Annotated in this window: 22 protein-coding genes; 9 read left to right on the forward strand and 13 right to left on the reverse strand. The window is 60.0% G+C overall.

Features of this window, described 5'->3' with window-relative positions; all coding sequences use genetic code 11:
* Nucleotides 1–127 precede the first annotated feature (127 nt).
* From LRO94_RS12060 to LRO94_RS12070, 3 genes are all read left to right on the forward strand, one after another.
* The gene (locus LRO94_RS12060) at nt 128–2,629 is read left to right on the forward strand and encodes a TonB-dependent siderophore receptor (RefSeq protein WP_179179160.1); all 2,502 of its coding nucleotides are present in this window, start codon (nt 128–130) and stop codon (nt 2,627–2,629) included.
* Nucleotides 2,630–2,777: 148 nt separating this feature from the next.
* Entirely contained in the window at nt 2,778–3,107 is a 330-nt protein-coding gene (locus LRO94_RS12065; RefSeq protein ID WP_032885840.1) for a hypothetical protein, read from the forward strand.
* A 95-nt stretch (nt 3,108–3,202) separates the two neighbouring features.
* Nucleotides 3,203–3,646, forward strand: a complete 444-nt coding sequence (locus tag LRO94_RS12070; RefSeq protein ID WP_179179159.1) for a GNAT family N-acetyltransferase — start codon at nt 3,203–3,205, stop codon at nt 3,644–3,646.
* A gap of 304 nt (nt 3,647–3,950) precedes the next feature.
* Here the strand turns inward: LRO94_RS12070 and LRO94_RS12075 are convergent, their stop codons facing one another.
* The gene (locus LRO94_RS12075) at nt 3,951–4,895 is read right to left on the reverse strand and encodes a sensor domain-containing diguanylate cyclase (protein ID WP_095185941.1); all 945 of its coding nucleotides are present in this window, start codon (nt 4,893–4,895) and stop codon (nt 3,951–3,953) included.
* A 275-nt stretch (nt 4,896–5,170) separates the two neighbouring features.
* A complete protein-coding gene (locus LRO94_RS12080) occupies nt 5,171–5,533 on the reverse strand; it encodes an NUDIX hydrolase (RefSeq protein WP_032885802.1) in 363 nt (120 codons plus the stop codon).
* 126 nt (nt 5,534–5,659) lie between these two features.
* On the opposite strand from LRO94_RS12080, the gene LRO94_RS12085 reads away from it, so the two are divergent.
* The 3 genes from LRO94_RS12085 (at nt 5,660) to LRO94_RS12095 (ending at nt 8,004) form a co-directional block, all read left to right on the forward strand.
* Nucleotides 5,660–6,640: a Gfo/Idh/MocA family protein gene (locus LRO94_RS12085; RefSeq protein WP_122755931.1), complete on the forward strand. Its 981-nt coding sequence runs from the start codon at nt 5,660–5,662 to the stop codon at nt 6,638–6,640.
* Between the two features lie 36 nt (nt 6,641–6,676).
* Entirely contained in the window at nt 6,677–7,306 is a 630-nt protein-coding gene (locus LRO94_RS12090; RefSeq protein ID WP_032885804.1) for a ribonuclease T2 family protein, read from the forward strand.
* A 110-nt stretch (nt 7,307–7,416) separates the two neighbouring features.
* Complete coding sequence (locus LRO94_RS12095; RefSeq protein WP_032885806.1) at nt 7,417–8,004, forward strand: LysE family translocator; 588 nt, start codon at nt 7,417–7,419, stop codon at nt 8,002–8,004.
* Here LRO94_RS12095 and LRO94_RS12100 read toward each other — a convergent pair.
* From LRO94_RS12100 to gloB, 11 genes are all read right to left on the reverse strand, one after another.
* Nucleotides 7,946–8,833 (reverse strand): AraC family transcriptional regulator, encoded by an 888-nt coding sequence (locus LRO94_RS12100; RefSeq protein WP_095185938.1) that lies wholly within the window; start codon nt 8,831–8,833, stop codon nt 7,946–7,948. The two genes, LRO94_RS12095 and LRO94_RS12100, sit on opposite strands and share 59 nt — an antisense overlap.
* 65 nt (nt 8,834–8,898) lie before the next feature.
* Nucleotides 8,899–11,361, reverse strand: coding sequence for a TonB-dependent siderophore receptor (locus LRO94_RS12105; protein ID WP_179179158.1), 2,463 nt, complete (start codon nt 11,359–11,361; stop codon nt 8,899–8,901).
* A 98-nt stretch (nt 11,362–11,459) separates the two neighbouring features.
* Nucleotides 11,460–12,410 carry a FecR domain-containing protein gene (locus LRO94_RS12110; protein ID WP_095185936.1) on the reverse strand — a complete coding sequence of 317 codons (951 nt, stop codon included), beginning with the start codon at nt 12,408–12,410 and terminating at the stop codon, nt 11,460–11,462.
* Nucleotides 12,407–12,928, reverse strand: coding sequence for a sigma-70 family RNA polymerase sigma factor (locus LRO94_RS12115; protein ID WP_122754354.1), 522 nt, complete (start codon nt 12,926–12,928; stop codon nt 12,407–12,409). Before LRO94_RS12115 ends, LRO94_RS12110 begins: the two co-directional genes overlap by 4 nt.
* A 217-nt stretch (nt 12,929–13,145) precedes the next feature.
* On the reverse strand, nt 13,146–14,747 hold the full coding sequence (locus LRO94_RS12120) for an ABC transporter ATP-binding protein (RefSeq protein WP_032885813.1): 1,602 nt from the start codon (nt 14,745–14,747) through the stop codon (nt 13,146–13,148).
* 1 nt (nt 14,748) lies between these two features.
* On the reverse strand, nt 14,749–15,768 hold the full coding sequence (locus LRO94_RS12125) for an ABC transporter permease (RefSeq protein ID WP_032885814.1): 1,020 nt from the start codon (nt 15,766–15,768) through the stop codon (nt 14,749–14,751).
* Nucleotide 15,769: 1 nt separating this feature from the next.
* Nucleotides 15,770–16,846, reverse strand: a complete 1,077-nt coding sequence (locus LRO94_RS12130) for a microcin C ABC transporter permease YejB (RefSeq protein ID WP_032885816.1) — start codon at nt 16,844–16,846, stop codon at nt 15,770–15,772.
* Complete coding sequence (locus tag LRO94_RS12135) at nt 16,847–18,685, reverse strand: extracellular solute-binding protein (RefSeq protein ID WP_095185934.1); 1,839 nt, start codon at nt 18,683–18,685, stop codon at nt 16,847–16,849.
* A complete protein-coding gene (locus LRO94_RS12140) occupies nt 18,682–20,511 on the reverse strand; it encodes an extracellular solute-binding protein (RefSeq protein ID WP_032885819.1) in 1,830 nt (609 codons plus the stop codon). Before LRO94_RS12140 ends, LRO94_RS12135 begins: the two co-directional genes overlap by 4 nt.
* 211 nt (nt 20,512–20,722) lie before the next feature.
* Nucleotides 20,723–22,132 carry a lytic transglycosylase domain-containing protein gene (locus LRO94_RS12145; protein ID WP_032885820.1) on the reverse strand — a complete coding sequence of 470 codons (1,410 nt, stop codon included), beginning with the start codon at nt 22,130–22,132 and terminating at the stop codon, nt 20,723–20,725.
* A 98-nt stretch (nt 22,133–22,230) separates the two neighbouring features.
* Complete coding sequence (gene gloB, locus LRO94_RS12150; RefSeq protein ID WP_095185932.1) at nt 22,231–22,998, reverse strand: hydroxyacylglutathione hydrolase; 768 nt, start codon at nt 22,996–22,998, stop codon at nt 22,231–22,233.
* Nucleotides 22,999–23,063: 65 nt separating this feature from the next.
* Here gloB and LRO94_RS12155 point away from each other — a divergent pair, with 65 nt between their 5' ends.
* The 3 genes from LRO94_RS12155 to dnaQ all read left to right on the forward strand — a co-directional run bounded on the left by LRO94_RS12155 (nt 23,064) and on the right by dnaQ (nt 25,134).
* Entirely contained in the window at nt 23,064–23,822 is a 759-nt protein-coding gene (locus LRO94_RS12155; RefSeq protein ID WP_032885822.1) for a class I SAM-dependent methyltransferase, read from the forward strand.
* A 45-nt stretch (nt 23,823–23,867) separates the two neighbouring features.
* Nucleotides 23,868–24,320 (forward strand): ribonuclease HI, encoded by a 453-nt coding sequence (gene rnhA, locus LRO94_RS12160; RefSeq protein WP_017738572.1) that lies wholly within the window; start codon nt 23,868–23,870, stop codon nt 24,318–24,320.
* A 73-nt stretch (nt 24,321–24,393) separates the two neighbouring features.
* Nucleotides 24,394–25,134 carry a DNA polymerase III subunit epsilon gene (dnaQ, locus tag LRO94_RS12165; protein ID WP_163033241.1) on the forward strand — a complete coding sequence of 247 codons (741 nt, stop codon included), beginning with the start codon at nt 24,394–24,396 and terminating at the stop codon, nt 25,132–25,134.
* Nucleotides 25,135–25,312 lie beyond the last annotated feature (178 nt).

Genomic DNA, 25,312 nt, shown 5'->3' on the forward strand with positions numbered 1-25,312 from the left:
AAAGCGATCCAACTGATTGCATCAGTACACGGGGAAAACTTTCTCAGATAAAAACCGATCTCATTCTTGCCCGATTTGCGGACATGGCCGTCATGGTTAATAGAACTTCTATTACGCAGGATTTCCCATGTCGCGCCTCGCTCGTCCCTTGCATCCACTGGCTCTGTCAGTGGCGATGGCTTTTGCCGCAGTGCCGTTGCTGAATGTCCAATCCGCCTTTGCCGAAGAAAGCAGCCGCGCTGTGCGTAGCTTCCAGATCCCGGCCGGTGACTTGAGCCAGGCCCTCAATAGCCTGGCCGAGCAGGCGGGGCTGGTGTTGGCCTTTGATGCAAGCTTGACTCGGGGCAAGCGTAGCAATGGCTTGAGCGGGCAATACGACACCGATGTGGCCCTGAACCAACTGCTGGCCGGCAACGGCCTGCAAGCCTTGAAGATTTCCGCCGACCGCTACCGTCTGGAAGCCATCCCGGATAACGGCGGCGCCATGGAGTTGCAGCCCACCACGATCAGCGCTGCCTACCAGGCTGAAAGCCCCACTGGGCCGGTGTCCGGCTATGTGGCCACGCGCAGCCTGTCGGGAACCAAGACCGACACCGCGCTGATTGAAACCCCGCAGTCGATCTCCATCGTAACCAGAGACCAGATGCGTGCGCAGAACGCCGAGAGCCTCAACCAGATCCTGCGCTACAGCGCCGCCGTGGTCCCGGAAACCCGTGGCGCTACCGCCTCGCGTCTGGACCAATTGACCATCCGCGGGTTCGCTCCGGCCACCTACCTTGATGGCCTGCGGATGCCATCGAGTCGTGATGCCTTGCCGCAAAAAGACGCCTTCGACCTGGAGCGTGTTGAAGTACTGCGCGGTCCGGCGTCGGTGCTCTACGGTCAAGGCACACCGAGCGGGGTAATTAACATGGTCACCAAGCGCCCGCTGGACACGCCGTTTCATGAAGTGGGCGTCGAATACGGCACCTTCAACAAGAAGCGCACCACCTTCGATTTGAGCGGGCCGATAGACGATCAGGGCGTGTACTCCTACCGTGTTGCCGGACTTTTCGACGATGCCGATGGTCAGGTTGAACACACCGAGACCCGCCGCCAGTCGCTGTCGACCGCGTTCACCTGGCGCCCGGACGATGCCACGTCGCTGACGCTGCTCGGGCATTTTCAAAAGGACCCCAAGGGCGCATCCTACGGATCAGTCCCCGCCTGGGGCTCGGTATTGCACAGCCCAACCGGGCGCAGCATTGATGTGGATTTCTACGACGGTGAAAAGAACTTTGAGAAGAGCGACCGCGAGTATTACTCCATCGGCTACGCCTTCGAACATCACTTCGATGACGTGTGGACCGTACGCCAAAACGCGCGTTACCTGCGCAGTGAAGGCCAATACCGTAGCCTCTACAGCAACTACCTGCTGACGGATTATCGGACTATCCGCCGTTCGACTATCGCCACTGATGTGGACATGGACGCTTATACCCTCGACAACCAGGTCCAGGCCAAATTCGACACGGGCCCGTTGCAGCACACCTTGCTGATGGGGCTCGATTATCAGAACACCAGCACCGACACCCTGTCCGGCTCAGGCACCTACACTGCCGGGCCAACCCTGGATATTTTCAACCCGGTCTACGGCGCAGCCGTTGCGGTACCGGCGTACACCACCGACGGCACGTCGCGTAGCGAACAGACCGGCGTCTACCTGCAAGAGCAGATGAAGTGGGATAAGTGGGTGTTGCTGCTGGGTGGTCGTTATGACTGGGCCAGCACCGAGAGCAGCACCAAAACTCTTCGCACGGGCGTCAAGAGTCAATCCTCGCTGGACAGCAAGGCCTTCACCGGTCGTGTCGGCCTGGTCTATCTCTTCGATAATGGCTTGGCGCCGTATGCCAGCTATTCGGAATCCTTCAACCCGCAGTCGGGCACCGGGTATGGCGGCTCGGTGTTCAAGCCGACCGAAGGTAAACAGTATGAAATCGGCATCAAATACCAGCCGCCGGGCAGTAACAGCTTTATCACGGCGGCGATATTTGACCTGCGCCAGAGCAACGTACTGACGACCGATCCGGACCCGACGCACCTGTGCGGTACCGGTCGTTGCCAGAGCCAGGACGGCGAAGTGCAATCCCGTGGTTTTGAGTTGGAAGGCAAGGCCAGCCTCAATGACAACTTGGACATCACTGCGGCGTACGCGTACCTGGATAACCGCATCAGCAAGTCCAACAATACCGTGCGCTATGCACCCATCAGCGACATCGGCGTAGGCCCGGCCATCAACGCAGAGGGCACCACCACTTACGCGGTTCCGCGTCACACCGCCTCGGCGTGGGCGGACTACACCTTCCATGACGGCAACCTCAAGGGTTTTGGTGCCGGCGCCGGTGCGCGTTATGTCGGCTCTTCGTGGGGCGATACGGCTAACACCCTGAAAGTACCGGGCTACACCTTGTTCGATGCGGCGGTGCACTACGACATCAAGAACATCGTCAACCTCAAGGACAACCTGCGCCTGGCGCTGAACGCTACCAACCTGGCGAATAAAGAGTATGTCGCGTCGTGCTATTCCTACTCGTGGTGCTGGTATGGCTCGCAGCGCACGGTGCAGGCGAGTGCGACTTATCAGTGGTGACTGCCTGCAACGTTGTAATGGGTGAACGCTGTGTGGCGAGCGTACTCGCCAACAACCCGTTCACTCGATAAGGCAATTTAATGGCCCCTTTGTAACAAAATCCTCGCCAGAATCGCTTTTATTTTCAGGTGGTTAGGCGGGGATGCAAATGCGCAATGTTGGAATCATGCTGATCGCCTGCTCCCTGGCAGGGGGCGCGGCTGTCGTGCAGGCACGGGAGCTGCGCGAGGGTGACAAGTACATGTGCAGTTGGGGCGCTGGCACCGCTGCCAGGGCCCAGGAACTCAAGCTGTCGGGGGTGTCGTTGTACGCCGCTCGGCAGAAGATCCAGACCCTCAAGTTCAACAAATCCTGGATGCGCATGATGGCCATGGGCATCACCGAACAGACCTACGACAGCCGTTCACGCCTCAAGCCGGAGGCGATCCGCCAAAGCTTCTACCAGGATTGCGTACGCTACAAAGTGGCGCGTAAATAGGCCTCGGCCACCAGCACTCGGCTAACAAAACCATCCCAACCCCTGGCTTCTCATTTGTCTACAATTGCGCCTTTATCCAAGGACAGGGCGCCAGTATGCAAACCACTATCCGGGTAGCGACGCAGGACGATGTTGCCACGCTCTTCGCCATCCGTACGTCTGTGGTGCAAAACCATTTGAGCGTTGCGCAGATGGCCGACCTGGGCATTACGCCCCAAGTTCTGGCCGAGAGCATTCGTGACGCGCCCTGTGCATGGATCGCTGAGGTAGACGGTCAACCTGCAGCCTTTGCGATGGTCGACCTGGCCGAAGGCGAAGTGTTTGCGATGTTCGTACTGCCGACTCACGAGCGTCTCGGCCTCGGTCGGAAACTGATGGCTGTTGCCGAAGCCGTGTTGTTTGAACACCACACCACACTGTTTCTGATCACCGACGGGCGTGACCACATTCGTGCAAACGGTTTTTACCAACGCCTGGGCTGGTCGAAAGTAGGGGAGGTTGAGTGTGACGACGTACGCTACGAAAAAAACAGGGTGTAATCACGCGTGGACCCATCGAAGGATGCGTCGTCATTTTTATTAATAACCCTTTTTTATAAGTGGAAATATACCCGGTAGTTGCACCAAAAAGTGGCACTTGTATCCGTCACTACCCTAAAAAACATGTGGTTATTGAAGGACTTACAACACTTCCAATCCGACGAAAGGATTGAAATAGTCTTGTTACACGTTTTTACAGTCGTTACTATAGCCGGGCGTTCACCTCCCACGGTTTATGCATTTTTAAATCCCAAGTTTCCATCAGCTACTTGGGATTTTTTTTGCCTGCGATTTGACCTCCGCGTCAAACTTCACCCTCGGCAAACTCCGCGCGCATCCGTCCATTGCGTTTGGCCTGGTAGAGCAATTTGTCGACACCCTCGACAAATTCCAGCATCGGACTATCTGGTGTGACGATACGTGTACCGACGCCCAGGCTCATGGTCAGCAGGTTCGACACCGCCGAAAAACCATGCTCGATCTGCTGCTGGCAGATCAGGTGCAGGCAACGTCGTGCTACCTGTTTGGCCGACGCCGCGTCGGTTTCCGGTAGTAGCCATACAAACTCTTCACCGCCGATCCGCGCGATGAAATCCCGTGGCCGGTTGGCTGCCAGTGACAGGGTACGTGCGACCTGGCGCAAGCATTCGTCGCCCTTGATATGGCCGTAGTGATCGTTGTACTGCTTGAAAAAATCGATATCCAGGATGATCAACGACAGCGGCAACTGGCTGCGCTGGGCGCTGGCCCATTCGCGCTCAAGCACGGTGTCGAACATGCGTCGGTTGGCGATGCCGGTCAGGCCGTCCTGGTAGGAATATTCCTCAAGTTGCTTTTGCAGGCGTACCAAGTGTTCTTCGGTTTTCTTGCGTTCGCTGATATCGAACATAAAGCCGATCAGGGCTTCGACCTCGCCGTCCTTGCGCACCACGTGCACCACGTCACGAATCCACACGTAGTCGCCGTTGACCGTCAGTGCCCGGTAATCCGCCTCGTGGTCCACGCCGGCGCGGGACTGCGACACACAGAAATTCACCACGTATTCACGGTCATCCGGGTGCATGCGCTCGACCCAGTCGTCCACGCTGACCCAGCTCTGCGGGGTCCAGCCCAGCAATGTTTCGATCTGCGGGCCGATGTAGCTGAACGTCATGGTTTGCCAATCGATACGCCAGGGGATGGCTTTGGTCGACTCCAACAGCGTTCGGTACACGTCACTGTCGGGCTGGCTTGGGTGATCGATGCTCATGGGAGTGCTCGGGGATGATGGCGAATAGCCAAGAGCCTCTTTTGATCGTCGCTTGGAGTCAAGCGTAAGCCGAGGCAGCAGACGAGAGGTCGTGAAAGAGGCTTTTTGGCGCGGGTGTTTCGGCGTTTTCGCTACAACTAGACGCTGGATTTTTAACACTGACAGTACCGTTGGTGCAGGCAGCCGCTGCCGCGTTCGTCAAATCCTTTGTCGAACGGCAGAGAGCAAATGGCTTGGTGATACGAGGGGTGTTGGCCAGCGACCAGAGCGCCGATTTACAGGCGGCGTAGAAAGGATTTGACGATGTGTTTGGTGGCGTCGGTGGTGTCCAACTGGTCGAGCGCGCCATAAGCGTGCCACTGGCAGTCGACAATCTCGTTACAGGGTCGCGCGTCCGCGATGTTCACCACTGACGCTTCGAACACATGATGCAGCGTGTCGCGGGCTTTGAGTTCCTGCAGATAGAGCAGGCCGTCCACGTTCAATCCGGTTTCTTCTTCCAGCTCGCGTTCGGCGGCGCCCACCGGGCGTTCGTCGCGCTCGACCTTGCCACCCGGCAACGCCCATTTTGATCTGGCCTTGCGCACGAAGAGGATATGCCCCTCGTGTTCGCATATGACCGTTGCCCTGATTTTCATCGTCTGTGTCCCGCAGCGGCATGAATGTCATAAAAGTGTAATGCAATTGTCATGCTAAGTGGTTATGGCGCGCAGGGATGGGTATGTGGATACTGCCCGACTGAACAAAACGCACGAGGGAAACAGATGAGCACCGTACGTTGGGGCATGATCGGCTGTGGCAGTGTCACTGAATTGAAGAGTGGGCCCGCTTTCTACAAAGCGCCAGGTTCGGCCCTGGTGGCCGTGATGGGGCGTCGCGAGGCCGCCGTGCGCGATTATGCAACACGCCATGGCATTGCCCGTTCCTATACCGACGCCCAGGCGCTGATCAACGACCCCGAGGTGGACGCGGTCTACATCGCCACACCGCCCGACAGCCACTTGGAATACAGCCTGATGGTGGCCGCGGCCGGCAAGCATTGCTGCGTCGAGAAACCCATGGCGCTGAATGCCGAGCAAAGCGCATTGATGCAACGTACCTTCGAGCGTGCCGGGCTGCATTTGTTTGTCTCCTACTACCGCCGTTCGCTGCCGCGCTTTCAGCAAGTTCGCGATTGGCTGCGGGATGGGCGCATCGGCGAGCTGCGTCAGCTTACCTGGACCCTGTGCAAACCACCGGCTGCCGAGGACGCCAGCGCCGCCAACTGGCGCACCGACCCGCTGATCGCCGGTGGTGGCTACTTTGCCGACCTGGCCAGCCACGGTTTTGACCTGTTCCAGTACCTGGCCGGGGATATCGTCGAGGTGTCCGGTTTTACCGCACGCCAGGCAGGTCGCTATGTGGCCGAGGACGCGGTTACAGCTTGCTGGACCTTCAGCTCGGGCGCGCTGGGCATGGGTTGCTGGAACTTTGTTGCCGACCGACGGGAAGACAACGTCGAGCTGATCGGCAGTAAGGGTCGCATTACGTTTGCCGTTTTCGAAGACCAACCGCTGCGCCTTGAAGGCGAGACCAACGAAGTGCTGGACGTGCCGTGCCACGCGCATATCCAGTGGCACCACGTGTTGGCCATGAACGCGCATATCCGTGGTGAAGCCGAGCATCCTTCGCTGGCCATCGAGGCATTGAAAACCGACCGGATTCTGGACAAGGTGCTACAGCGCAACCCCCATCATCCCGGCTAGATGCGATATACGTGTTTTTTCTCAAGGAATAGACGGATGAGATACTGGATGGTGTTGTGCCTTGTGTTCGCTACAGGCGCAATGGCGGCCCCAAGAAGTCAGGGCACGCCTGGAGAGTTTGATTTCTACGTGTTGTCGCTGTCATGGTCGCCGACGTTTTGCCTGACGCACCCGGATAACGAACAGTGTTCAGGTAAAGGCTACGGTTTTGTGCTTCACGGTCTGTGGCCGCAATACGCGAAGGGCGGGTGGCCGGCGTCCTGTGATTCCCAGTCACGCTTGTCTCGCGAAGAGATGGACAAGGGCGCGGCGCTGTTTCCCACGCGTTCCCTGCTCAAGCACGAATGGGCCAAGCACGGTACTTGCAGTGGGCTGGATCCAATGGCGTATCTGGAAAAGACCGATGTGGCACTGGGCGTTGTCGCCATTCCGCCGCAACTGCAACCGTTCAATACACCGCCTTCGTTGCCTGCCCGTGAGATCGAGGCGTTGTTTCGCGAGAGCAACCCGCGCATGGGCAATCATGGGTTGGCCGTGATCTGCAAAGGCAAGGTGCTGTCGGAAGTGCGCGTCTGCCTGACCAAGGAGCTGGCGTTCGCCGGCTGCCCGCGCAGTGTGAAAACCCAATGCCGGGAGGGCGATATCCGCATTCCTGCGCAGCGCTGAGGCAGCCTCGCCACGAGACTGGGGGCCAGGGTGATTTTGTTCAATACCGTTTCGGCTCGGCCTTATACCGTGGATCCCTCTTTATGCATCACCATAAAAAGGGATCCGCAATGAGCTTGATTATTTCCATGGCCGCCTTCGCCCTGGCCACCTCTATCACACCGGGACCGGTCAATGTCGTGGCCCTGAGTTCCGGCGCTCGGTTCGGTTTTGCCGCCAGCCAGAAACACGTGTTCGGCGCTGCCGTCGGCTTCACCCTGCTGTTGGTGCTGATCGGCCTGGGCCTGCATGAAGTGTTGGTGCGCTGGCCAATCCTGACCCAATTGATTCAATGGGGCGGCGTGGCCTTTTTGCTGTACATGGCCTGGAAACTGGCCGTCGATGATGGCCGCCTGGACGCCGAGGGCACCGCCACTGCGCCATCAATGCTTTACGGCGCGATTATGCAATGGCTCAACCCCAAGGCTTGGCTGGCTTGCGTGGCGGGAATGGGTCTGTTCGTGGCTGATGGCGACGCCGGTCAGGTGTGGCTGTTTGCAAGCCTCTATCTGGTGATCTGTTACCTGTCGGTGGCGTGCTGGGCCTATGCGGGCACCTTCCTGCGCCGCTACTTGAGTAACCCTCAGGGCGTGCGCGTGTTCAACCGCTCAATGGCCGCGTTGCTGGTGGCCAGTGTGGGTTATTTGCTGATGGCTTGAGCCGGTCGCGGTACTGGCCGGGCGTGGCGGCGAAGTGCTGTTTGAAGGCACGCTGGAAATGCGCTTGGTCGGCAAAGCCTGCGGCCAGGGCCACATCGGCGATCAGTTCGCCCTGGCGTAGTTGGCTGCGGGCAAACTGGATACGCTCATTGACCACAAACGCATGGGGCGTCAGCCCGTAATACTGCTTGAACGCGCGGATCAGGTACGACGGCGACAGCTCGGCCGCCTGGCAAATATCTTCCAGTTTCAACGCAAGGGTGCAGTGCGCGCGGATGAATTCGGCGGCGCGTTCCAGCTTGTGGTTCACCTCCCGCACTGGCGTAAGCGATGGGTTTAGGCGCTGCTGAACTTCACTGAAATAACTGATCAGTGCACTTTGCTTTTGCAGCAGTTCGGCCTGTTCGTCCACCAATGTGCTGTACAGCGCCAACAGGCCGCTGAACAACACCGGGTCACGGGTATGGGGCGTATTGAATGGCCGGTAACCCTGTTCGGTACTGAAGCCCAGTTGGTATTGCAGGTTCGTGAGCCACGGGGTATCGAGGTAGAGCATATGGTAGGACCAATGCTCGTTCTCAATAGGGTTGCAGGCATGCACGTCGCCAGGGTTCATCAATACCACCGTGCCGACGCTGATCTGGAAGGTCTCGGCGCCGTAGTGGTAATAGCTGCGTCCGGTGGTGATCGCGCCGATAGAAAAATGCTCATGGGCGTGACGGGTGTAAGTGACCTTGCGCCCGTCGGCGATGGTCCGCGCTTCTATGAACGGCAAGCGCTCGTCACGCCAGAAGCGGGGCGAGTGTGTCGCGCAAGTGTCCGGTGACATAGCGGTGGCTCCATCCCTTGGAAGAACGAGGGATGATCATTACACACGCCGCCAATGGCGTCAGCTTAGAAGTCCCACTTGGTCGCCAGCTGCAGGCTGCGCGGTTCGCCGTAGAAACCAGTGCCGAAGTTGCCGAGGCCCGTGTAGTACTTTTTGTCGAACAGGTTCTTCACGTTCAACGTGGTGCTCAGGTGCTCGTTGAAGCGGTAGCGCGCCATCAGGTCTACCAGGTAGTAGCTGTCCTGGGTGATGCGCGAGTCGTGGCCGAAGTTGACGGTATCGCTCGGATCGGGCTGGAACACGTTGCCGAAGAACGCGCTCTGCCAGTTCACGCCACCGCCCACGGTGACATTTTCCAGTGCGCCGGGCAGGCGATAGGAACTGAACAGGCGCACCACTTGCTGTGGCGTCGTGGTCTGCAGCACCGAGCTGTACACGTAGCCGTCATCGGCATCGCGGGTGTGCTGGTAGGTGTAGCCGGCGGCGATATTCCAGCCGTCCAGCACCTCGCCCGACAGTTCGGCTTCAAAGCCCTTGGTGGTCGCGCCGGCGATGGGGCGGTAAATCGAGTCGGTATCGAAGCCTGAGACATACTCGGCCACGTTGTCCTGTTCGATGCGGAACGCGGCGAAGCTGGCGTTCAAGCGACCGTCGTAGAACGCGGCCTTGAGCCCGGCTTCGTAGGTTTGGCCTTCCACTGGGTCGAGCAATTTGCGGTCAGCGTCTTTGCTGGTTTGTGGTCGGTAGATTTGGGTGTAGCTGGTGTACACCGACCAGGTGTCGTTGAGGTCATAGACGATCCCGGCGTACGGCGTGACCACGCCACTCTGGTGGTAGGTGGTGCGGTTGTCGGTCTGGGTCGGGTCGTAGAAGTCGGTGCTGTCGGTGCCGCTGAAATTGCTCACGCGGGTGCCGAGAATCACCGATAGGTCATCGGTGGGCTTCAGGCGAGTGGCCAGGTAGGCACCCGTCTGGCGTTGCACGATATCGTTCTGGCCACTGCGTGGGATGTTCGGTTTGGCGTATTCACCTTGCCAGTCGAAGATGCTGCCGCCCACGCCGGGGTAGATCGAGCCGTACACCGGCACGTCCTGTTTCGAGCGTGTGGCCATGAAGCCCATGATCAACTCATGCTCGCGGCCGAACAGGCTGAACGGTCCACTGAGATTAACGTCCAGGGTGTTCTGCACCTGGTCGCCCTTGTACTTGCCCATGAACATGTACATGCCGTCGCCGGTGACCGGGTCCGGGTTGCCGCCGCTGGCGGAGGCCAAAAGAGTGTCGTGCTGGCTGCGTTTGCGGTCGAGACTGACTTTGAGCGACCAGTCATTGGCCAAGTTGTGCTGTACCGAGGCGAAGAGCGTCTGGTTTTGGAAGTCACGGCGGCTCCAGTCGGCGGCCGGGTTGAACGAGCGCGAGAAATTCGTGCGCGAGCCGTCGCTGAAGTACATCGGGAAACCGGTCCAACTGGCGCCGCGCGAGCGAGTGTTCTGCTGGTCGATGCCAAAGGTCAGCAGGGTGTCGGGCGTCAGGTCCGCTTCCAGGATGCCGTAGGCGATGTCTTTGGTGTTCTGGTAATGGTCCAGGTAGGACTGGCGGTCCTGATACACGCCGACAAAGCGCCCGCGTACATTGCCAGACTCGGTCAAAGAGCCGGAGATATCGCCTTCGGTGCGGTAGTTGTCCCAAGAGCCGAACGTCTGGGTGACCGAGGCCTTGAAGTCCTTGGTGGGCTTTTTGCGGATCAGGTTGACGGTGGCGGACGGGTCGCCGGAGCCGCTTAACAGGCCAGCCGAACCTTTGATGATTTCCAGGTGGTCGTACACCGCCATGTCGGTGCTGGTGGTGCCGTAGTCGTACACGCCGTCGTAGGTGGAGTTGACGCCGTCGTACTGGAAATTGGTGATCGGCAGGCCACGGCTGGAGAACTCCCAGCGCTCGCTGTCGTAGTTCTGCACGCTCACGCCAGGGGCGCGGCGCAGGGTATCGGCAATGCTATTGGAACCCTGATCGTCCATCTGCTGGCGGGTGATCACGGTGACCGATTGCGGGGTTTCACGCATTGATAACGGTAGACCGGTGGCCGAGGCCATCGAGCCTGTGGTGTAGGAGTGGGTGTCTTCAGTGGTAGCGCCCAAGTCCTGGCCAGAAATGGTGGTAGCGCCCAGCTCCAGGGCCCCGGTGCTGGCCGGGACCAGTTCCAGTACGTAGCCATTGTTGCCCTGGGGCAGGGCCTGCAAGCCGCTGCCTTGCAGGACGTGTTGCAAGCCACTGGCGGCGGTGTAGTTGCCCGACAGGCCAGGGCTGGTCTTGCCGGCGGCCAGGCTGTTGTGGCCGGCAATGAAAATGCCCGACTGCTCGGCAAAGCGGTTCAGCACACTGATCAGCGAACCAGCAGCGATGCGGTAGCTGCGCGTGGTCTCCTGGGTCGAAGGCGATTCGGCGGCATGCACCACCGGCACACCGAGGCAAAACAGCGAAGTGGCCAGCGCCAATGGGCGCAGCGCGAAGCGAGCAGGTTGCGACATGAATGTTTCCCTTTGGATCAAGTCGATCGGCGAATTGAAAGCGTCTACAGGGTTAACCGAACGAGTTTTGAAAAAGGGAACTGGCGGCGGGGAAAAACTTACCGTGGGCCGACGGTGACCCACCATGGCATCAGCCGATCGACCCGAACCGGCAGCGCGGCTTGCAGCAGATGCAGGGCGTGGTCACTGTCCATCAGCGGGAATGAACCCATCACCGGCAAGTGCGCCACCGCCGGATCACAGCCCAGGTGGCCGGGGCGATAGCGGTTGAGCTCGGCCACCAACTGGCCCAGGGGCAAATTGTCGGCCAGCAGCACGCCACGGCTCCAGGCTTCACGCGCGGGGGATACCGCGGTGGTTGGGTTGAAGCCATCGCGGTTGAACGCGATTTGCTGGCCGGCGTCGATGATGCGCACCTGCTGGCTGGCGGTGCGCACTTGCACCCGGCCCTCAAAGACGTTGAGCTCAGTGTGGTCTTCGCCTTGCAACACACTGAAGTGAGTGCCCAGGGCCTGCAGGCGGCCGTGTTCGGTGTCTACCAGGAAGGGCCGGCCGGCGTCCTTGGCCGTATCAATCAGCACTTCGCCAAAGCGCAGGTGCAACAGGCGTTGCAGGGGATCGAAGCGTACATCCAGTGCGCTCAGGGCGTTGAGCCATACATGACTGCCATCGGCCAGCACGGCATCGCGGGTCTCGCCGCTGCCGGTGGCGTAGTCGGCGCTCCAGCCGCCCACCAGCCGGGGCAGGGCGGTGTTGCGCCAAGTGCCCCACGCCAGGGTTGAACCGGCACACAGCACCAGCAATGTTTTGAGTGTCTGGCGCCGCGAACTGCGCAAGGCGCGGCTGGCGCTCGGGGCTTGGTCCATCAGCGGCGCGAAACGCTGGCTGACGCGCTCCACATACTGCCAGGCCGCCAGATGCTCCGGGTTCTGCGCCATCCAGGCCTGCCAGCGTTGCTGCTCCTGGGCGCTGCCTTGGTCCTGCAGGCGCACGTACCAGTGCGCGGCCTGTTCCAGGCTGGCATGGCTGAGCTTGCCGGGGGTATTCATTGCACCAGCATCCCATCCAGCTCGGCTTCGAGGATCGCGCAATGCAGCAAGGCCTGGGCCATGTATTTCTTGACCATGCGTTCGCCCACGCCCAGTTGCTCGCCAATGGCTTTGTAGGGCAGGCCATGCAGTTGGGCCAGCAGGAATGCTTCGCGAACCTTGCTCGGCAGGCGGGCGAGCATGGCGTCCACTTCGTAGAGGGTTTCGACGATGATTGCCCGCTGTTCCGGCGACGGCTGGGTACTTTCTGGACGCAGGGCGAGGCTATCGAGCCAGGCTTTTTCCAGTTGGCGACGTCGCCAATGGTCGATGCACAAACCACGGGCGATGGTGGCCAGGTAGGAGCGCTGGCGCGCGTGATCGGTCTCGGTCGGTGGGCGGCTGAGTAAGCGGATAAAGGTGTCGTGGGCCAGGTCGGCGGCATCCCAGCGGTCGTTCAGGCGTCTGCGCAACAGACCGAGCAGCCAGCCGTGGTGGGTGCCGTAGAGGTGGGTGAAGGAGGTCGACACACTAGCCATCCAGCGCGAGAGAAACGGTGTAAATAAGAATTGGTCGCGATTAAAGCAAAAGGATGGGGTGAGCGCAAATGATATTGGTTCGCTACTAGGCAGGCTTAAGGGAGTAAGGCTGAAGGTGGGAGGAGGGGCTCTCGATTGTTGTGGGGCAGCCACAGCTGCATCAGCTGACAATCCCTCATCGGGGGCAAGCCCCCTCCCACATTTGGTCTGCGTGCATTCAGGCAGGAACGAGGAACGCCGCTTCCAGCAACTGCCGGGTATACGCGTGCTGCGGATCAGCAAAAATCGCCCGCGCATCGCCTTGTTCCACCACCTGGCCATGCTTGACCACCATCAATTGGTGACTCAATGCCTTCACGACCGCCAGGTCATGGCTGATGAACAGGTAGGTCAGGTTGTACTTGGCCTGCAGGCTGCGCAGCAATTCCACGACCTGGCGTTGCACCGTGCGGTCCAGCGCCGAGGTAGGTTCGTCCAGCAGGATCAGGCGCGGCTTGAGCACCAACGCGCGGGCGATGGCGATGCGTTGGCGTTGCCCGCCGGAAAATTCGTGGGGGTAGCGATGGCGGGACTCCGGGTCCAGGCCCACTTCCTTGAGCGCCGCGATAATCGCCGCTTCCTGCTCGGCCGGCGTGCCCATTTTGTGAATGCGCAGACCTTCGCCAACGATCTCGCTGACGCTCATGCGCGGGCTCAGGCTGCCGAACGGGTCCTGGAACACCACCTGCATTTCCCGGCGCAGCGGGCGCACCTGCTGTTGCGTCAGGCGGTCAAGCTGCTGGCCTTCGAAGCGAATTCCACCTTTGCTTCCGATCAAGCGCAAAATCGCCAGGCCGAGGGTGGATTTGCCCGAACCACTTTCGCCGACGATGCCCAGGGTTTGCCCTTGGGGCAGGCTGAAGTTGATGCCATCGACCGCCTTGACGTAATCGACGGTGTTGCGCAAAAAGCCCTTCTTGATCGGGAACCACACCTTCAGGTCATCGACCTCCAGCAGCGGCGGCCCGACCACATTATTGGCCGGTCCACCGCTGGGTTCGGCCGCCAGCAATTCCTGGGTGTAAGGGTGTTGCGGCGACTGGAACAGCGTCTCGCATTCGGCCTGCTCGACGATGCAACCTTTCTGCATCACACAGACGCGATGGGCAATGCGCCGCACCAGGTTCAGGTCGTGGCTGATCAGCAGCAAGGCCATGCCCAGACGTGCCTGCAACTCCTTGAGCAGCTCCAGAATTTTTAACTGCACGGTCACGTCGAGGGCCGTGGTCGGCTCGTCGGCGATCAACAGTTCCGGCTCGTTGGCCAATGCCATGGCAATCATTACCCGCTGGCGCTGACCGCCGGACAATTCGTGGGGCAGGGCCTTTAGGCGCTTGTGCGGTTCGGGAATGCCCACCAGTTCGAGCAATTCCAGGGTGCGCTGCGTGGCAACCTTGCCGGTCAGCCCCTTGTGCAGGCCGAGCACTTCGTTGATCTGCTTCTCGATGGAGTGCAGTGGGTTCAACGAGGTCATCGGCTCCTGGAAGATCATTGCGATGCGGTTACCGCGAATGTGCCGAAGGGTCTTTTCCTTGAGGGTCAGCAGGTCTTGTCCGGCGTACTGGATGATGCCGCTCGGGTGCCGTGCCAACGGGTAGGGCAGCAGGCGCAGGATCGAGTGGGCGGTCACCGACTTGCCAGAGCCGCTTTCGCCGACCAGCGCGATGGTTTCGCCGCGTTTGATGTCGAAGCTGACATTGTTGACCACCCTGTGGTGATGCTCGCCGGTGACAAACTCGACGCTGAGGTCGCGGATTTCGATCAGATTGTCCTGATTCATCTCATTTCCTCGGGTCGAAGGCATCGCGAGCGGACTCGCCGATAAACACCAGCAAGCTCAACATGATCGCCAGCACGGCAAACGCGCTCATGCCCAGCCACGGTGCTTGCAGGTTGGATTTGCCCTGGGCTACCAGTTCACCCAGAGATGGCGAGCCGGCTGGCAGACCAAAGCCGAGGAAGTCCAGTGCGGTCAGGGTGCCGATAGCGCCGGTGAGGATGAACGGCATAAAGGTCATGGTTGAGACCATGGCGTTGGGCAGGATGTGGCGGAACATGATCGCGCCGTTCTGCATCCCCAGTGCCCGGGCTGCACGCACGTATTCAAGGTTGCGCCCACGCAGGAACTCGGCGCGCACCACATCCACCAGGCTCATCCAGGAAAACAGCAGCATGATGCCCAGCAGCCACCAGAAATTGGGCTGCACGAAGCTGGCGAGGATGATCAACAAATACAGCACCGGCAGCCCGGACCAGATTTCCAGGAAACGCTGCCCGGCCAGGTCGACCCAGCCGCCATAGAAACCCTGCAAGGCTCCGGCGATTACGCCAATGATCGAGCTTAGGATGGTCAGGGTCAGGGCAAACAGCACCGAAACCCGGAACCCGTAGATCACCCGCGCCAGTACATCGCGGCCTTGGTCATCGGTGCCCAGCAGGTTCACGGAAGAGGGCGGCGCGGGGGCCGGCACTTTCAGGTCGTAGTTGATGCTCTGATAGCTGAACGGGATCGGTGCCCACAGAGTCCAGGCGTCCTTGGCCTTGAGCAGCTCCTGGATATACGGGCTCTTGTAGTTGGCTTCCAGTGGGAATTCGCCTCCGAAGGTGGTTTCCGGGTAGCGCTTGAGCGCCGGGAAATACCAGTCGCCGTCGTAGTGCACGGCCAGCGGCTTGTCGTTGGCGATCAGCTCCGCGCCCAGACTCAGCCCGAACAGGATCAGGAACAGCCACAGCGACCACCAGCCACGTTTGTTGGCCTTGAAACGCTCGAACCGACGGCGATTGAGGGGGGATAGATTCATCTCAATGCTCCCGGCTGGCGAAGTCGATACGCGGATCGACCAGGGTGTAGGTAAGGTCGCCGATCAGTTTCACGATCAGCCCCAGCAGGGTGAAGATAAACAGCGTGCCAAACACCACCGGGTAGTCGCGGTTGATCGCCGCTTCAAAGCTCATCAGGCCCAGGCCGTCGAGGGAGAAGATCACTTCCACCAGCAACGAGCCGGTGAAGAAAATCCCGATGAACGCCGACGGAAACCCGGCGATCACCAGCAGCATCGCGTTACGGAACACATGGCCGTAGAGCACGCGGTGGTTGGTCAGGCCCTTGGCCTTGGCGGTGACCACGTACTGCTTGTTGATCTCGTCGAGAAAGCTGTTTTTGGTGAGCAGCGTCATGGTTGCGAAGTTGCCGATGACCAGCGCAGTGATGGGCAATGCCAGGTGCCAGAAGTAGTCAAGGATCTTGCCGCCCCAACTCAACTCGTCGAAGTTGTTGGAGGTGAGCCCGCGCAACGGGAACCAGTCGAAGTAACTGCCGCCGGCAAATACCACGATCAGCAGGATGGCGAACAAAAACGCCGGTATCGCGTAGCCGACGATGATCGCCGAACTGGTCCACACGTCGAAATGGCTGCCATGCCGCGTGGCCTTGGCGATCCCCAGGGGGATCGACACCAGGTACATGATCAGCGTGCTCCATAACCCAAGGGAGATGGACACCGGCATCTTTTCCTTGATCAGGTCGATGACCTTGGCGTCACGGAAGAAGCTGTCGCCAAAATCCAGCTGTGCGTAGTTCTTGACCATGATCCACAAGCGTTCCGGCGCCGACTTGTCGAAGCCGTACATCTTTTCGATTTCCTTGATCAGCGCCGGGTCCAAACCTTGGGCGCCGCGATAGCTGCTGGAACCGGCCACCGAGACTTCGGCGCCGCCGCCGGCAATGCGACTGGTGGCGCCTTCAAAGCCCTCAAGCTTGGCGATCATCTGTTCCACCGGACCACCGGGGGCGGCCTGGATAATGATGAAGTTGATCAGCAGGATCCCGAACAGCGTGGGGATGATCAGTAACAGGCGGCGAACAATATAGGCCAGCATTTAATCGCCTCCGCTCGCCGAATCGGCGTTCGTGTCTGTGTCCAAGGTGACGGCAGGTTTGACATTGGGTTTGCTCCACCAGGTGGCTGTGCCCACGTCGTAGCGCGGCGGGACTTTGGGGTGCCCCAGGTGGTCCCAATACGCCACGCGGAACGTCTTGATGTGCCAGTTGGGGATCACGTAGTAGCCAAACTGCAGCACGCGATCCAGTGCTTTGGCATGGGCTACCAGGCTTTTGCGCGAATCGGCGTCGATCAGTTCTTCCACCAACTGGTCCACTGCTGGGTCCTTGAGGCCCATGTAGTTGCGGCTGCCAGGCTTGTCGGCGCTGGAAGACTTCCAGAACTCCCGTTGTTCGTTACCTGGCGAAGTGGACTGCGGGAAGCTGCCCACCATCATGTCGAAGTCCCGAGAGCGGACACGGTTGACGAACTGCGAGACGTCCACCCGACGGATTACCAGGTCGATGCCCAGGTCCGCCAGGTTGCGCTTGAAGGGCAGCAGGATGCGTTCGAACTCGGTCTGTGCCAGCAGGAACTCGATGGTCACAGGTTTACCCGTGGTGTCGACCATCTTGTCATCAACGATGCGCCAGCCGGCCTCCTGCAGCAGTTGGTAGGCCTCGCGTTGCTGGGCGCGGATCATGCCGCTGCCGTCGGTTCTGGCCGGCTCGAAGGCCTGGGTGAAGACTTCGGCCGGGATTTTGTCGCGCAGGGGCTCGAGGATTTTCAGCTCATCCGGGCCGGGGAGGCCGGTGGCGGCCATTTCAGAATTTTCGAAGTAACTGCGGGTGCGGGTGTAGGCGCCGTTGAACAGCTGTTTGTTGCTCCACTCGAAGTCCAGCAACAGGCTGATAGCCTTGCGCACGCGCACGTCCTGGAACATCGCCTTGCGCGTATTGAACACAAAACCTTGCATGCCCGTGGGATTGCCGTTGGGGATCTCTTCCTTGATCAACCGGCCCTGGGTCACTGCCGGAATGTTGTAGGCGTTGGCCCAGTTCTTGGCGCTGAATTCCAGCCAGTAGTCGAACTGCCCGGCCTTCAACGCTTCCAGGGACACGGTGCTGTCGCGGTAGTAGTCCGTGATGCGGTTATCGAAATTGTAGAAACCCTTGGTGATCGGCAGGTCCTTGGCCCAGTAGTCTTTGACCCGCTCGTAGCGGATCATGCGCCCGGCCTTGACCTCGGCCACCTTGTACGGCCCGCTGCCCAGCGGCACCTCCAGGTTGCCCTTGGCGAAGTCCCGCGTGGCCCACCAATGCTTGGGCAGTACCGGCAGTTGTCCGAGGATCAGTGGCAACTCGCGGTTGTTGGTGCGCTTGAATTTGAACAACACCCGCAGCGGGTCTTCGGCGACCACTTCATCGACATCGGCGTAGTAGGTGCGGTAGATCGGCGAGCCTTCCTTCATCAGTTCCTGGAACGTGAACACCACGTCTTCGGCGCGGATCGGGTGGCCGTCGTGGAACCGCGCTTCGGGGCGCAGGTAGAAACGCACCCAGCTGTTGTCCGGGGCTTTTTCGATCTTGCCGGCGACCAGGCCGTATTCGGTGATGGGTTCGTCCAGGCTCTGCATGGCCAGGGTGTCGTAGATCAGACTGATGTTGTCGGCCGGTACGCCCTTGCTGATAAACGGGTTGAGGCTGTCGAAGCCGCCCATGCTCGATTCGCGGAAGGTGCCGCCCTTGGGGGCATCCGGGTTCACATAGTCGAAGTGCTTGAAGTCGGCGGGGTATTTCGGCGGCTCGTTGTAGAGCGTCAGCGCATGTTGCGGCGCCGCGTGGGCTGCGGAGCACAGCAACAGGCCGGCAAACAGTGAAGTACGCAAAGACATCATTGGGCTTTCTCCGACGCTTTCAGCCACCACGCGCTCAGGCCCAGGCTGTAGGGCGGCGTGGTGACAAAGGCGAACCGGTTACGGTACGCCAGGCGATGATAGTTGAGGTACCAGTTGGGAATACTGTAGTGCTGCCACAGGAGCACTCGGTCCAGGGCGCGGCCGGCGGCCAGTTGTTCTTCGCGGGTCTGGGCGGCCAGCAGTTGTTCCAGCAGGTGATCGACAATGGGGTTGGCGATGCCCGCGTAGTTCTTGCTGCCCTTGATTGCGGCCTGGCTGGAGTGGAAGTACTGCCACTGCTCAAGGCCGGGGCTCAGGGTTTGATTGAGGGTGATCAGGATCATGTCGAAGTCGAACTGATCCAGGCGCTGCTTGTACTGCGCGCGGTCAACGGTGCGCAGCCGCGCGTCGATGCCGATGCTGATCAGGTTCTCGACATAGGGCTGCAGGATGCGCTCCAGGTTCGGATTGACCAGCAGAATCTCGAAGCGCAGCGGTTGCCCGTCCTTGTTGAGCAGGCGTTGGCCCGACAGCTTCCACCCGGCTTCGCCCAGCAGCGACAGGGCGCGGCGCATGTTTTCACGGGGGATGCCGCGCCCGTCGGTCTGCGGCAGGCTGAAGGCTTGGGTAAACAGGTTCGCCGGCAATTGCTCGCGGTACGGCGAGAGCATCAGCCATTCGTGGCCCACGGGTACGCCGGTCGCCGCGAATTCGCTGTTGGGGTAGTAGCTCAAAGTGCGTTTGTAGGCGTTGCTGAACAGCGTGCGGTTGGTCCATTCGAAGTCGAACATCAGCCCCAGGGCTTCGCGCACCTTGGTCTGGCTGAAGGTCGGCCGGCGGGTGTTCATGAACAGGCCCTGGCTCTGGGTGGGGATCTGGTGAGCGATCTGCGCCTTGATCACGTCACCCCGGTTCACCGCCGGGAAGTTGTAACCATTCGCCCAATTCTTGGCCTGGTGCTCGATATAGATGTCGAACTCGCCGGCCTTGAAGGCTTCGAAGGCCACGTCGCTGTCGCGGTAGAACTCCACCTCGACCTTGTCGTAGTTATAGAAACCCTGGTTGACCGGCAGGTCCTTGCCCCAGTAATCCTTGACCCGTTCGAACACCAATTGGCGCCCAGGCGTGACCTTGCTGATACGGTAAGGCCCACTGCCCAGCGGCGGTTCGAAGGTGGTCGCCTTGAAATCGCGGTTTTTCCAATAGTGTTGGGGCAGCACCGGTAACTCGCCCAGGCGCAGGATCAGCAGCGGGTTGCCGGCGCGCTTGAATACAAAGCGGATGCGGTGACGGTTGAGGATGTCCACCCGCGCCACTTCCTGCAGGTTGGTGCGGTACTGCGGGTGGCCTTCGGTCAGCAGGGTGCGATAGGAAAACGCCACGTCATACGCGGTGATCGGCTTTCCATCGTGAAAGCGTGCTTCCGGGCGCAGGTTGAACACTACCCAACTGCGGTCCTCGCTGTACTCCACCGATTGGGCAATCAATCCGTAACTTGAGGTGGGCTCATCGCCGGATGGCGCGTACTGGCCGGTGCCGACCATCAATGGTTCGTTGAGCTCATTGACGCCGTATTGCAGGAAGTTGGGGGTTGAAACCGGGCTTGAGCCTTTGAACGTGTAGGGGTTGAGCGTATCGAAGGTGCCAAATGCCATGACCCGCAAGGTCCCGCCTTTCGGCGCTGCAGGATTTACCCAATCGAAGTGGGTGAATTTGGCTGGGTATTTGAGCCTGCCGAACTGCGTATACCCGTGGCTCTCGGTAATCGTCGCGTTCGCACCAAAGCTCAAGGCCAGACTTATTAGTAGAAGGAGGGGACGCTTCAAGTCAGAGATCCGATCCAGGCGGCTTGGGCTTTATGGTCGGTACAGTAACAGCTTGTTCCGGTTGGAAAAAGCCGGTTGGGAACACTGGAGATTCAGTGTAGGAGGGGGCTTGCCCCCGATAGCAGTTTGTCAGCCACCAGATTTATTGGCTGATCCACCGATATCGGGGGCAAGCCCCCTCCTACATTGGTTCTACAGTGTTCTGAAAGCCTTAGCGCGGCCCGGAAACTACCAGCATCTGCCCCGGCTTCAACGCCTGGCCAGTACGCGGGTTCCAACGCTTGAGATGTTGCATCTCGACGTTGAAACGCTTGGCGACGATGTACAGCGAGTCGCCTTTCTTGACCTTGTACTGCACCGGCTTCTTGCTGCTGGCTACTGCGCGGCGGGTGTCCTGCATCACCAGGGTCTGACCAACCTTGAGGGCCTGGCCGTTAAGCTTGTTCCAGCGTTGCAGGTCATGCACATCGACCTTGTTGGCCTTGGCGATCAGCGTAAGGTTGTCGCCGCTGCGCACCTTGTAGCTTCGGCTGCGGCCGGCAACCCGTGCGGTCTCAACTTCGTCGAAGACCTGTTTCTTCGGGCGCATCGCCAGTAATTCTTCAGGCTTCATCGTCGAAAGTGTGCTGGTCAGCAACTGCGCCTTGGAACTCGGTACCAACAGATGCTGCGGGCCATCCAGGGTGGTGCGTTGTTTGAGGGCCGGGTTGAGCTGGAACAGCTCGTCTTCGTCGATCTCCGCCAGCGCGGCGACCCGGGACAGGTCCATGCTTTGTTTGACTTCTACGACTTCGAAGTAAGGCGTGTTGGCAATCGGGTTCAGGTTGACGCCGTAGGCCTCAGGGGCCAGCACCACCTGGGACAGCGCCAGGAACTTGGGCACGTAATCCTTGGTTTCCTGGGGCAGGGGCAGGTTCCAGTAGTCGGTGGGCAGACCGAGCTTCTCGTTGCGCTCGATCGCCCGGCTCACCGTGCCTTCGCCGGCGTTATAGGCTGCCAGCGCCAGCAGCCAGTCGCCGTTGAACATGTCGTGCAGACGGGTCAGGTAGTCCAGGGCGGCGGTGGTGGAGGCGGTAATGTCGCGGCGGCCATCATAGGCGCGGGTCTGGCGCAGGTTGAAGTAGCGCCCGGTGGAGGGGATGAACTGCCACAAGCCGACGGCATCGCTGCGCGAATAGGCCATTGGGTTGTAGGCACTTTCGATCACTGGCAGCAGCGCCAGCTCCAGGGGCATGTTGCGTTCTTCAAGGCGTTCGACGATGTAATGAATGTAGAGACTGCCGCGTTCGCCGGCGTTCTCCAGGAAGGACGGGTTGCTGGCGAACCACAGGCGCTGTTGCTCGATGCGCGGGTTGACGCCAACGTTGTCCTGCAATTGAAAGCCCCGTCGCATGCGTTCCCAGACATCCTGCGGTACTTCGGGAGCAGGCTTTTCTGAAAGCCAGATGACGGGTTTCTGTTTGATTTTGGCGGTAAGGTTGGGCTTGGGTTGCACGGTGGATTGTGCAGTGAAATTGGTCGATTGGCAGCCCGCCAGTGTTGCGGACACAGCCACCGCCACAGCTTGAGCCAGGCGGGTCAATGCGTCTGAATGGTTGGATTTACGAATAGATGACGACATTGGCTGGAAGTAAGTTCCGGGCAAAAATGTCGGGCGATTCTAGAAAGCACTTTGGTTCCGGTCAACCATTCAGAAATTACGTATCAGATTGCATCGTCTTAGAACTTATCTTTCCAAGCCCTCAAGCTAGCAAACACCTCGGCCCCAGAGCGGTTGTCGCGGCCATTCCGTTCGTCCGCTTTTTGTTTAACGGATGTTTCAGAAGTACGCAGAAAAGGGTTGGTGCGTTTTTCCAATGCCAGGTTGGAGGGCAGTGTTATCTCACCACGGGCCCTGAGTTGGCGGACGATTTCCACCCGTTCGGCGATGTCGGCGTTGTCCGGTTCCACTGCCTGGGCGAACTTGAGGTTACTTTGTGTGTATTCGTGGGTGCAGTACACCAGCGTGTCGGCGGGCAGTGCGGCCAGGCGCTCAAGGGAAGTGTGCATCTGCTCTGGCGTGCCTTCGAACAGGCGGCCGCAGCCAGCGGCGAACAGGGTGTCGCCACAGAACAGCGCGCCCTGGTGATAGAAGGCGATGTGGCCGAGGGTGTGGCCTGGCACGGTATAAATGTCAAAGTCCCAGCCGAGCACGTTGATGCGATCGTTATCCTGCAGGGCGACGTCCCGCGCCGGGATCTGCTCGTTGGCCGGTCCGTAGACCTTGGCATCGGTCACGCGCTTGAGTTGCTCGACGCCACCCACGTGATCATGGTGATGGTGGGTGATCAGGATGTCGCTCAGGGTCCACTCCGGATGTTGCGTAAGCCAGGCCAGTACCGGCGCGGCATCGCCGGGATCGACCACCGCGCAACGTTGGGTATGCGGGTCCTGTAGCAACCATATGTAGTTATCGGTGAAGGCGGGCAGAGCACTGATCTGTATCATTCTTCGATTCGCCAAGCTGAACACATTGGTGCATCTTAGAACGTCTAGGCGAGTTGGAGAATGCAATGACTGATAAAGCGTTCGCCCAGGCCGATCCTGAGTGGCTGGCCCTGATCGGCGCGGCCCGCGAATGGTTGTCCGGGCCCATCGGGCAATTTTTGCTGGATGAAGAACGGCGCATGCTCGAAGACGAGTTGGGTCGTTTCTTTGGTGGCTACCTCGTGCATTACGGTCCCTCGGCACAGACGCCGCCGTCTGCGCCGCAGGTGCAGCGCAATGTGCGTCTGGGTGCGCCGTTGCCGGGCGTGGAGATCGTTTGTGAGGAACAGGCCTGGCCGTTGAGCGAGCACGCTGCCGATGTGGTGGTGTTGCAGCATGGCCTGGATTTCTGCCTGTCGCCTCACGGGTTGCTGCGCGAGGCGGCGAGCAGCGTGCGCCCTGGTGGCCATTTGCTGATTGTTGGTATCAACCCCTGGAGCAGTTGGGGGCTGCGCCATGTGTTCGCTCATGATGGCCTTCGCCAGGCGCGCTGCATCTCGCCGTCGCGGGTGGCGGACTGGTTGAACCTGCTGGGCTTCGCGCTGGAGAAACGCCGCTTCGGGTGCTATCGTCCGCCGCTTGCCTCGACCAAGTGGCAGGCGCGCCTGGCCGGCTGGGAACGCCGCGCGGGTGCCTGGCAACTGTCGGGCGGCGGCTTCTATTTATTAGTAGCGCGCAAGATTGTGGTCGGGCTGCGGCCAGTGCGCCAGGTGCCCCGCCAGCCCATGGGCAAGCTGGTGCCGATGCCGATGGCCAAGGTCAATCGCAAGCAAAGCGAACCGTAAACCCTTTTTGATTTCAGATCCCGCCTGTTTTGATGGATGTAACCGATGACCGATACCGTAGAACTCTTCACCGATGGCGCCTGCAAGGGCAACCCAGGCCCCGGCGGCTGGGGCGCGTTGCTGGTGTGCAAGGGCGTCGAGAAGGAACTGTGGGGCGGCGAAGCCAACACCACCAACAACCGCATGGAATTGATGGGCGCGATTCGCGGCCTTGAAGAACTCAAGCGCCGTTGCAACGTACTGCTGGTGACCGACTCGCAGTACGTGATGAAGGGCATCAACGAGTGGATGGTCAACTGGAAAAAGCGCGGTTGGAAGACCGCCGCCAAAGAACCGGTCAAGAATGCCGACCTATGGCAACTGCTCGATGAGCAATGCAATCGCCATGACATCACTTGGAAGTGGGTACGTGGTCACATCGGCCACCCCGGCAACGAGCGTGCCGACCAGTTGGCCAACCGTGGCGTGGATGAAGTGCGGGGCTACAAGCAAAGCTGATGCCGTCTGACGTGTTAACATCCCGCCCTTTGACGCACACCACCACCCCGTTGAGAGCTGAACCCTGATGGCCATCCGATCTGTTGTACTCGATACCGAAACCACCGGCATGCCGGTGACTGACGGCCACCGGATCATTGAAATCGGCTGTGTCGAACTCATGGGTCGGCGCCTCACCGGGCGTCACTTCCACGTCTACCTGCAACCGGATCGCGACAGTGACGAAGGCGCCATCGGCGTCCACGGCATCACCGACGAGTTCCTCAAGGGCAAGCCGCGTTTTGCCGAGGTGGCCGATGAGTTCTTCGAATTCATCAACGGCGCCCAGTTGATCATCCATAACGCGGCGTTCGACGTCGGCTTCATCAACAACGAATTTGCCCTCATGGGGCAGACGGATCGCGCGGATATTTCCCAGCACTGCTCGATCCTCGACACCTTGATGATGGCCAGGGAGCGTCACCCTGGCCAGCGCAACAGCCTGGATGCGTTGTGCAAGCGGTATGGCGTCGACAACTCCGGCCGAGAACTCCACGGCGCCTTGCTCGACTCCGAGATTCTCGCCGACGTCTACCTGACCATGACCGGCGGGCAGACCAGCCTGTCCCTGGCCGGCAATGCTTCCGATGGCAGCGGCTCTGCGGAAGGCTCGGGCAATCGTCCTTCGGAAATCCGGCGTCTGCCGGCAGATCGCAAGCCGACCACCATTCTCCGCGCCAGCGAGCAGGACATGGTCGAGCATGCGCAACGCCTGGAAGCGATTGCCAAGTCGGCGGGCGCGCCGGCGCTGTGGACCCAGTTGACACAACAATAGCCCTGCGTGGGTCCGATCAACCTGTGCGAGGGGGCTCGCCCCGATAGCGGTGGATCAGCCAATCAACTATTAGCTGACACACCGTGATCGGGAGCAAGCCACCTCCCACAGTTGATCTGCGTAGCTTTCAAAATCTTCATTCGCGTCATCGCTTCCCAGCTTCTACCCTGAGTGCATA

Source organism: Pseudomonas sivasensis (assembly GCF_021391435.1).
Classification (GTDB): domain Bacteria; phylum Pseudomonadota; class Gammaproteobacteria; order Pseudomonadales; family Pseudomonadaceae; genus Aquipseudomonas; species Aquipseudomonas sivasensis.

Excerpts from the sequence above, each read along its gene's own strand:
- LRO94_RS12060 (WP_179179160.1), top strand. The coding sequence starts at position 128 with ATGTCGCGCCTCGCTCGTCCCTTGCATCCACTGGCTCTGTCAGTGGCG.
- LRO94_RS12065 (WP_032885840.1), top strand. The coding sequence starts at position 2,778 with ATGCGCAATGTTGGAATCATGCTGATCGCCTGCTCCCTGGCAGGGGGC.
- LRO94_RS12070 (WP_179179159.1), top strand. The coding sequence starts at position 3,203 with ATGCAAACCACTATCCGGGTAGCGACGCAGGACGATGTTGCCACGCTC.
- LRO94_RS12075 (WP_095185941.1), bottom strand. The coding sequence starts at position 4,895 with ATGAGCATCGATCACCCAAGCCAGCCCGACAGTGACGTGTACCGAACG.
- LRO94_RS12080 (WP_032885802.1), bottom strand. The coding sequence starts at position 5,533 with ATGAAAATCAGGGCAACGGTCATATGCGAACACGAGGGGCATATCCTC.
- LRO94_RS12085 (WP_122755931.1), top strand. The coding sequence starts at position 5,660 with ATGAGCACCGTACGTTGGGGCATGATCGGCTGTGGCAGTGTCACTGAA.
- LRO94_RS12090 (WP_032885804.1), top strand. The coding sequence starts at position 6,677 with ATGAGATACTGGATGGTGTTGTGCCTTGTGTTCGCTACAGGCGCAATG.
- LRO94_RS12095 (WP_032885806.1), top strand. The coding sequence starts at position 7,417 with ATGAGCTTGATTATTTCCATGGCCGCCTTCGCCCTGGCCACCTCTATC.
- LRO94_RS12100 (WP_095185938.1), bottom strand. The coding sequence starts at position 8,833 with ATGTCACCGGACACTTGCGCGACACACTCGCCCCGCTTCTGGCGTGAC.
- LRO94_RS12105 (WP_179179158.1), bottom strand. The coding sequence starts at position 11,361 with ATGTCGCAACCTGCTCGCTTCGCGCTGCGCCCATTGGCGCTGGCCACT.
- LRO94_RS12110 (WP_095185936.1), bottom strand. The coding sequence starts at position 12,410 with ATGAATACCCCCGGCAAGCTCAGCCATGCCAGCCTGGAACAGGCCGCG.
- LRO94_RS12115 (WP_122754354.1), bottom strand. The coding sequence starts at position 12,928 with ATGGCTAGTGTGTCGACCTCCTTCACCCACCTCTACGGCACCCACCAC.
- LRO94_RS12120 (WP_032885813.1), bottom strand. The coding sequence starts at position 14,747 with ATGAATCAGGACAATCTGATCGAAATCCGCGACCTCAGCGTCGAGTTT.
- LRO94_RS12125 (WP_032885814.1), bottom strand. The coding sequence starts at position 15,768 with ATGAATCTATCCCCCCTCAATCGCCGTCGGTTCGAGCGTTTCAAGGCC.
- LRO94_RS12130 (WP_032885816.1), bottom strand. The coding sequence starts at position 16,846 with ATGCTGGCCTATATTGTTCGCCGCCTGTTACTGATCATCCCCACGCTG.
- LRO94_RS12135 (WP_095185934.1), bottom strand. The coding sequence starts at position 18,685 with ATGATGTCTTTGCGTACTTCACTGTTTGCCGGCCTGTTGCTGTGCTCC.
- LRO94_RS12145 (WP_032885820.1), bottom strand. The coding sequence starts at position 22,132 with ATGTCGTCATCTATTCGTAAATCCAACCATTCAGACGCATTGACCCGC.
- gloB (WP_095185932.1), bottom strand. The coding sequence starts at position 22,998 with ATGATACAGATCAGTGCTCTGCCCGCCTTCACCGATAACTACATATGG.
- LRO94_RS12155 (WP_032885822.1), top strand. The coding sequence starts at position 23,064 with ATGACTGATAAAGCGTTCGCCCAGGCCGATCCTGAGTGGCTGGCCCTG.
- rnhA (WP_017738572.1), top strand. The coding sequence starts at position 23,868 with ATGACCGATACCGTAGAACTCTTCACCGATGGCGCCTGCAAGGGCAAC.